Genomic DNA, 5,138 nt, shown 5'->3' on the forward strand with positions numbered 1-5,138 from the left:
CCGCCCCGCAGAGGGGGCGGACACCGGCCTTTCGCCGTAAGCGCGGTGGCGGCGCCGGAGTGGACCCGTGATGCTGGAGCGGTGATGGACGAGACGGAGTTCTGGGAGATCGTGGACCGTTCCCGCGAGGCCGCCGAGGGCGACCCCGAGGAACACGCCGAGGTGCTCGTGGAGCGTCTCGCTCAGCTCGACCCGGACTCCGTCCTGGACTTCGCCCGGCACTTCGAGTCCCGGTACAACCGGGCGTACACCTGGGACCTGTGGGGTGCCGCCTGGGTGCTGCTCGACGGGGCGAGCGATGACGCCTTCGACTACTTCCGCTGCTGGCTCATCGGCCAGGGGCGGGAGGTGTTCGAGGGCGGGGTGCACGATCCCGACCAGCTGGCGGAGCTCCTGGGCGACTTCGACGAGGAGATCGATGGGGACGGCGAGGAGCTGGGGTACGCGGCGGACGAGGCGTACGAGCAGCTGACCGGGGCGGTGGCGCCGGATCTGGGCATCCCGCTGCAGGCGGCGGAGCCGGAGGGCGCTGCGCTGGACTTCGAGAACGAAGCCGTGCTCGCGGAGCGCTTCCCCCGGCTGTGGGACCGGTTCCGTGCCTGATCAGTAGTGCGTGCCGCCGTCGATGCGGATCTCCGTGCCGGTGATGAAGGCGCCGTCCTCGGAGCCCAGCATGGCGACGACGCCGGCGACGGTCTGCGGGCCCGCGAAGCCCTGTCCGAGGGCGGGGGCGAGCTTGGTGAAGAGGGACCAGTCGGTGTCCTGCGGCAGGCCGGGGCCGGTGCCGGTGGTCATGCCGCTCTCGATGGAGCCGGGTGCGACGCTGACGAACCGCAGGCCCTGCTTGCTGTACTCGGCGGCCAGCGCGTGGGTCATGGACTGGATGCCGCCCTTGCTGGCCGCGTAGGCGGACATGTAGGGGTGCGCGAAGGACGCCGAGGTGGAGCTGAAGTTCACGACGACCGGCTGGTCGCCTTCGAGCAGTGCCGGGAGCGATTCGCGGATCATCAGGAAGGTGCCGGTCAGGTTGACCCCGATGACCTGGTTCCACAGGTCGAGGGTGGTCTCGTGGGTGTGCCCGGAGCGCAGGATGCCGGCGGCGTTGACCAGTACGTCGATCCCGCCGAGGGCGGCGGCCGCGGCGGCCACGCCCTCCTTGACGGCGTTCTCGTCGGATATGTCGAGGAGCGCGGTGGTGAGGCGGGCCGCGTGGCCGTCGGCGGCCGCCCGGTCGGCGGTGTCCTTGAGACCGGCCTCGCTGACGTCCACGGTGTGGACCCGGCCGCCCTCGGCGAGGATGCGGTGGACGGTGGCCCGGCCGATGCCGGAGCCGCCGCCGGTGATGAGGACACGACGTCCTTCGTAACGGTTCATGGCGCGAGCGTACCCAAGCTGTGGCACGTTTTGCCATGGCGACAATGAATGCAATCGCCCGGGTTCGTGAAGGGTACGCTTCATTCGTGAGATCCCCTCGTCCGTACTCTCCCCAGGCCGGCCCCGGAGCCCAGTCGCTGACCGAGCGCCGCAAGGCCGCCACCCAGCTCGACATCGCCCGTGCGGCCTGCGAGCTGTTCGCCGAACACGGCCCCGACGGCACCACCGCCGAGGACATCGCCCACCGTGCCGGGGTGGCGCTGCGCACCTTCTACCGCTACTTCCGCAACAAGCAGGAGGCCGTGGCCCCGCTGCTGGCGGGCGGCGGTGACGCCTGGCGCGCGCTGCTGGCCGAGGAGGATCCCGGCACGCCGCTGGCCGAGGCGCTGGAGCGTGCGGTCACCCGGTCACTGAGCGGACAGCAGGCGGTCGAGGAGGGCCTGGAGGTGACCCGGGGTCTGCTGCGCGCGGCGGCGGACGACCAGGCCCTGCGCGCGGTCTGGTACCGCGTGAACCAGGACTCCGAGGAGCACCTGGTCCCGGTGATCACCCGGCTGGTGGGCCCGGAGGCCGACCCCCTGGAAGTACGCCTGCTCGCGGCGGCGGCCACGGACGCGATCCGCGTTTCGCTGGAACTGTGGTCGACGACGGACGCACCGGTCTCGGGCACCGGCTCCCCGGCGGAACTCGCGGTCCGCTGCCTGCGCGACCTGACAGGGGCGATGCCCCTGCTCCTCCGGTAGGACCGGCGGACCAGGGGCATCGATTCGGGTCTGTTCGGCTACGTTTCCCAGTGGGGCTCGGCGGGCTCAGCCACCCCAGCCGCCGCCACCACCGCCACCGCCGCCCCCGCCGCCGCCGCCCCAGCCACCGCCGCCGTCGCCACCGCGACCGCCGCTGCCGCCCCAGTTGCCGCCACCGTCGCCGCCGTTGCCACCGCGGCCGCCCCAGTCGCCGCCGCCGTCACCACCACGGCCGCCCCAGTTGCCGCCACCGTCGCCGCCGTTGCCGCCACGGCCGCTGCTCCAGTCACCGTGGTTGCCCCAGTCACCGTTGCCGCCGCGGCCGGAGTCGTTCCAGTTGGAGTCGTGCCAGTTGTTGTCGCGCCAGTTGTTGTCGCGCCAGTTGTCGTTGTACCCGCCGACTCCGCCCCGGTCCCAGCACCAACTGGGCCGGTCGCGCCAGTCGCGGTTGCAGCACTCGTTCCAGCGGTCGTACCGGTACTCCGAGCACCGCCAGTTGCCGTGTCCGCCGCTCCCCGCGACGGCCGAGGCCGAGGCGCTGGCGACGGGCAGCAGACCGATGGTGATTCCTGCGGCTCCTGCCATGACTGCCGCAACGACCCTTCGGCGCATGTTCATGCACCTCCGAACATGTATCGCTTATTAGACTTTTAGGTCATTTCCACCCTCACTCCCCCCTGCCGCCCTGTCAAAGCGGAAAGGCCCCCCGCCGCTCTCCGTGGAGAGTGGCGGGGGGCCTCCCATCAGGCATTTTTAGAGGTCGAAGTAGAGCTCGAACTCGTGCGGGTGCGGACGCTGCGCGATCGGGGCGATCTCGTGCGTGCGCTTGTAGTCGATCCAGGTCTCGATCAGGTCGGGGGTGAAGACACCGCCGGCCAGGAGGTACTCGTGGTCCTCCTCCAGGGCCTTGAGGACGTCCTCGAGGCTGGTCGGGACCTGCGGGACGCTCGCGTGCTCGTCGGGCGAGAGCTCGTAGAGGTCCTTGTCGATCGGCTCCATCGGCTCGATCTTGTTCTTGATGCCGTCGAGGCCCGCGAGGAGCAGCGCCGAGAAGGCGAGGTACGGGTTCGAGGACGGGTCCGGCGCGCGGAACTCGACGCGCTTGGCCTTCGGGTTCGAGCCCGTGATCGGGATGCGCATGGCGGCGGAGCGGTTGCGCTGCGAGTACACCATGTTGACCGGCGCCTCGAAGCCCGGCACCAGGCGGTGGTAGGAGTTCACCGTCGGGTTGGTGAACGCCAGCAGCGACGGGGCGTGCTTGAGGATGCCGCCGATGTAGTAGCGGGCGGTGTCCGACAGGCCCGCGTAGCCGGCCTCGTCGTAGAACAGCGGGTCGCCGTTCGCCCACAGCGACTGGTGCACGTGCATGCCCGAGCCGTTGTCACCGAAGATCGGCTTCGGCATGAAGGTCGCGGTCTTGCCGTTGCGCCAGGCGACATTCTTCACGATGTACTTGAAGAGCATCAGGTCGTCGGCCGCGGCGAGCAGCGTGTTGAACTTGTAGTTGATCTCGGCCTGGCCACCGGTGCCGACCTCGTGGTGCTGACGCTCGACCTGCAGGCCCTGGGCGTCCAGCTCGAGGGAGATCTCGGCGCGCAGGTCGGCGAAGTGGTCGACCGGGGCTACGGGGAAGTAACCACCCTTGTAGCGGACCTTGTAGCCACGGTTGTTCTCCTCGGAGCCCGTGTTCCAGGCGCCGGCCTCGGAGTCGATGTGGTAGAAGCCCTCGTTCGCGGAGGTCGCGAAGCGCACGCTGTCGAACACGTAGAACTCGGCCTCGGGGCCGAAGAACGCGGTGTCGGCGATGCCGGTGGAGGCGAGGTACGCCTCGGCCTTCTTCGCGATGTTGCGCGGGTCGCGGCTGTAGGCCTCACCCGTGATCGGGTCGTGGATGAAGAAGTTGATGTTGAGCGTCTTGTCCTTGCGGAACGGGTCCAGACGCGCGGTGGTGATGTCGGCGCGCAGAGCCATGTCGGACTCGTGGATCGCCTGGAAGCCGCGGATCGAGGATCCGTCGAAGGCGAGCTCCTCCGCCGGGTCGAACGCTCGCGCCGGGATGGTGAAGTGCTGCATCACACCAGGCAGGTCACAGAAGCGGACGTCAACGAACTTGACGTCGTTCTCCTCGATGTACTGCTTCACTTCGTCGGCGTTCTTGAACATCCAACTCCTCCTACTCCCGCCCCCGGGGCAGGGACGGGCTTTATAGCTCGTGGTGCGTCAGTGCGGTGCCGCACGCTGACCCGACCATAAGCAGACGGGATTTCCCAAGCATGACCCATTTGTTTCGCACAAGTTAACCAGGGTCCCGGCGGAGGGCCGTGCGGCGCCACGGGTACCGTGTTCGGGTGGACAACAGACAGGCAATCGGATCCTGGCTCTCCGGCCCCCGCGCGGCCGCCGAGGACATGGGCGTCGACTTCGGCTATCCGGGTCAGCAGCTCGGCCTGCCCCAGCAGGGGCCCGGCTCGGTGGCCCGCTTCGGGCGCCGGCTCGGCGCCGTCGCGATCGACTGGATCGGCTGCCAGCTGATTGCCTACGGGCTGATCACGGGCGGCAACCTGGCCGCTGCGGGCAACTGGACCCTCGCGCTCTTCGTGGCCCTGACCATCCTGACGGTCGGCACCGTGGGCTTCACCCCCGGCAAGCGGATCCTGGGCCTCCGGGTGGTTTCGGAGTCCGGCGGGCGCCTCGGCGTCCTCCGGGTGGTCCTGCGCACGCTGCTGCTGGCCCTGGTCATCCCGGCGCTGATCTGGGACCGGGACGGCCGCGGTCTGCACGACCGGCTGGCGCGCGCCGTCCAGGTCCGCATCTAGGGGGTGTCTTGCCGATCGGGCCGGGCTCGCGGCGCCCGGCACCGCGCCTCGCCACGTTGTCCTCGGTCGATGACGCTCCGCGTCGCCTCCCTCGTCCGCCTTGCGATCCACGGCACCGGACACCGCTCCCTGATCCGGCCCGATCGACAAGACACCCCCTAGGACGCCGGGAAGACCCGTACGACACAGGGGTGCCCCCCGAGCC

Annotated in this window: 6 protein-coding genes; 3 read left to right on the forward strand and 3 right to left on the reverse strand. The window is 69.8% G+C overall.

The annotated features are described in order from the left end of the window. The first annotated feature begins 84 nt into the window (after positions 1-84). Complete coding sequence (locus ACWGE1_RS40090) at positions 85-603, forward strand: DUF4240 domain-containing protein (RefSeq protein WP_453425404.1); 519 nt, start codon at positions 85-87, stop codon at positions 601-603. Here the strand turns inward: ACWGE1_RS40090 and ACWGE1_RS40095 are convergent, their stop codons facing one another. Continuing rightward, a complete protein-coding gene (locus tag ACWGE1_RS40095) occupies positions 604-1,374 on the reverse strand; it encodes an SDR family NAD(P)-dependent oxidoreductase (protein ID WP_453425405.1) in 771 nt (256 codons plus the stop codon). It lies immediately after the preceding gene. 86 nt (positions 1,375-1,460) lie between these two features. Between ACWGE1_RS40095 and ACWGE1_RS40100 the strand changes: the two genes are divergently transcribed. Beyond that, entirely contained in the window at positions 1,461-2,117 is a 657-nt protein-coding gene (locus ACWGE1_RS40100; protein WP_453425406.1) for a TetR/AcrR family transcriptional regulator, read from the forward strand. Positions 2,118-2,183: 66 nt separating this feature from the next. Here ACWGE1_RS40100 and ACWGE1_RS40105 read toward each other — a convergent pair whose 3' ends face one another. Together ACWGE1_RS40105 and glnA are read right to left on the reverse strand one after the other, a co-directional pair. After that, on the reverse strand, positions 2,184-2,702 hold the full coding sequence (locus ACWGE1_RS40105) for a hypothetical protein (RefSeq protein ID WP_453425407.1): 519 nt from the start codon (positions 2,700-2,702) through the stop codon (positions 2,184-2,186). Between the two features lie 168 nt (positions 2,703-2,870). Beyond that, positions 2,871-4,280, reverse strand: coding sequence for a type I glutamate--ammonia ligase (glnA, locus tag ACWGE1_RS40110; protein WP_453425408.1), 1,410 nt, complete (start codon positions 4,278-4,280; stop codon positions 2,871-2,873). A gap of 185 nt (positions 4,281-4,465) precedes the next feature. On the opposite strand from glnA, the gene ACWGE1_RS40115 reads away from it, so the two are divergent. Continuing rightward, the gene (locus ACWGE1_RS40115) at positions 4,466-4,933 is read left to right on the forward strand and encodes an RDD family protein (RefSeq protein WP_453425409.1); all 468 of its coding nucleotides are present in this window, start codon (positions 4,466-4,468) and stop codon (positions 4,931-4,933) included. The last annotated feature ends 205 nt before the right edge of the window (positions 4,934-5,138 follow it).

This window comes from Streptomyces sp. NPDC054932, assembly GCF_053610205.1.

What these genes read in the sequence shown, in the direction of transcription:
- ACWGE1_RS40105 (WP_453425407.1), bottom strand. Translation starts at nt 2,702, where the DNA reads ATGGCAGGAGCCGCAGGAATCACCATCGGTCTGCTGCCCGTCGCCAGC.
- glnA (WP_453425408.1), bottom strand. Translation starts at nt 4,280, where the DNA reads ATGTTCAAGAACGCCGACGAAGTGAAGCAGTACATCGAGGAGAACGAC.
- ACWGE1_RS40095 (WP_453425405.1), bottom strand. Translation starts at nt 1,374, where the DNA reads ATGAACCGTTACGAAGGACGTCGTGTCCTCATCACCGGCGGCGGCTCC.
- ACWGE1_RS40090 (WP_453425404.1), top strand. Translation starts at nt 85, where the DNA reads ATGGACGAGACGGAGTTCTGGGAGATCGTGGACCGTTCCCGCGAGGCC.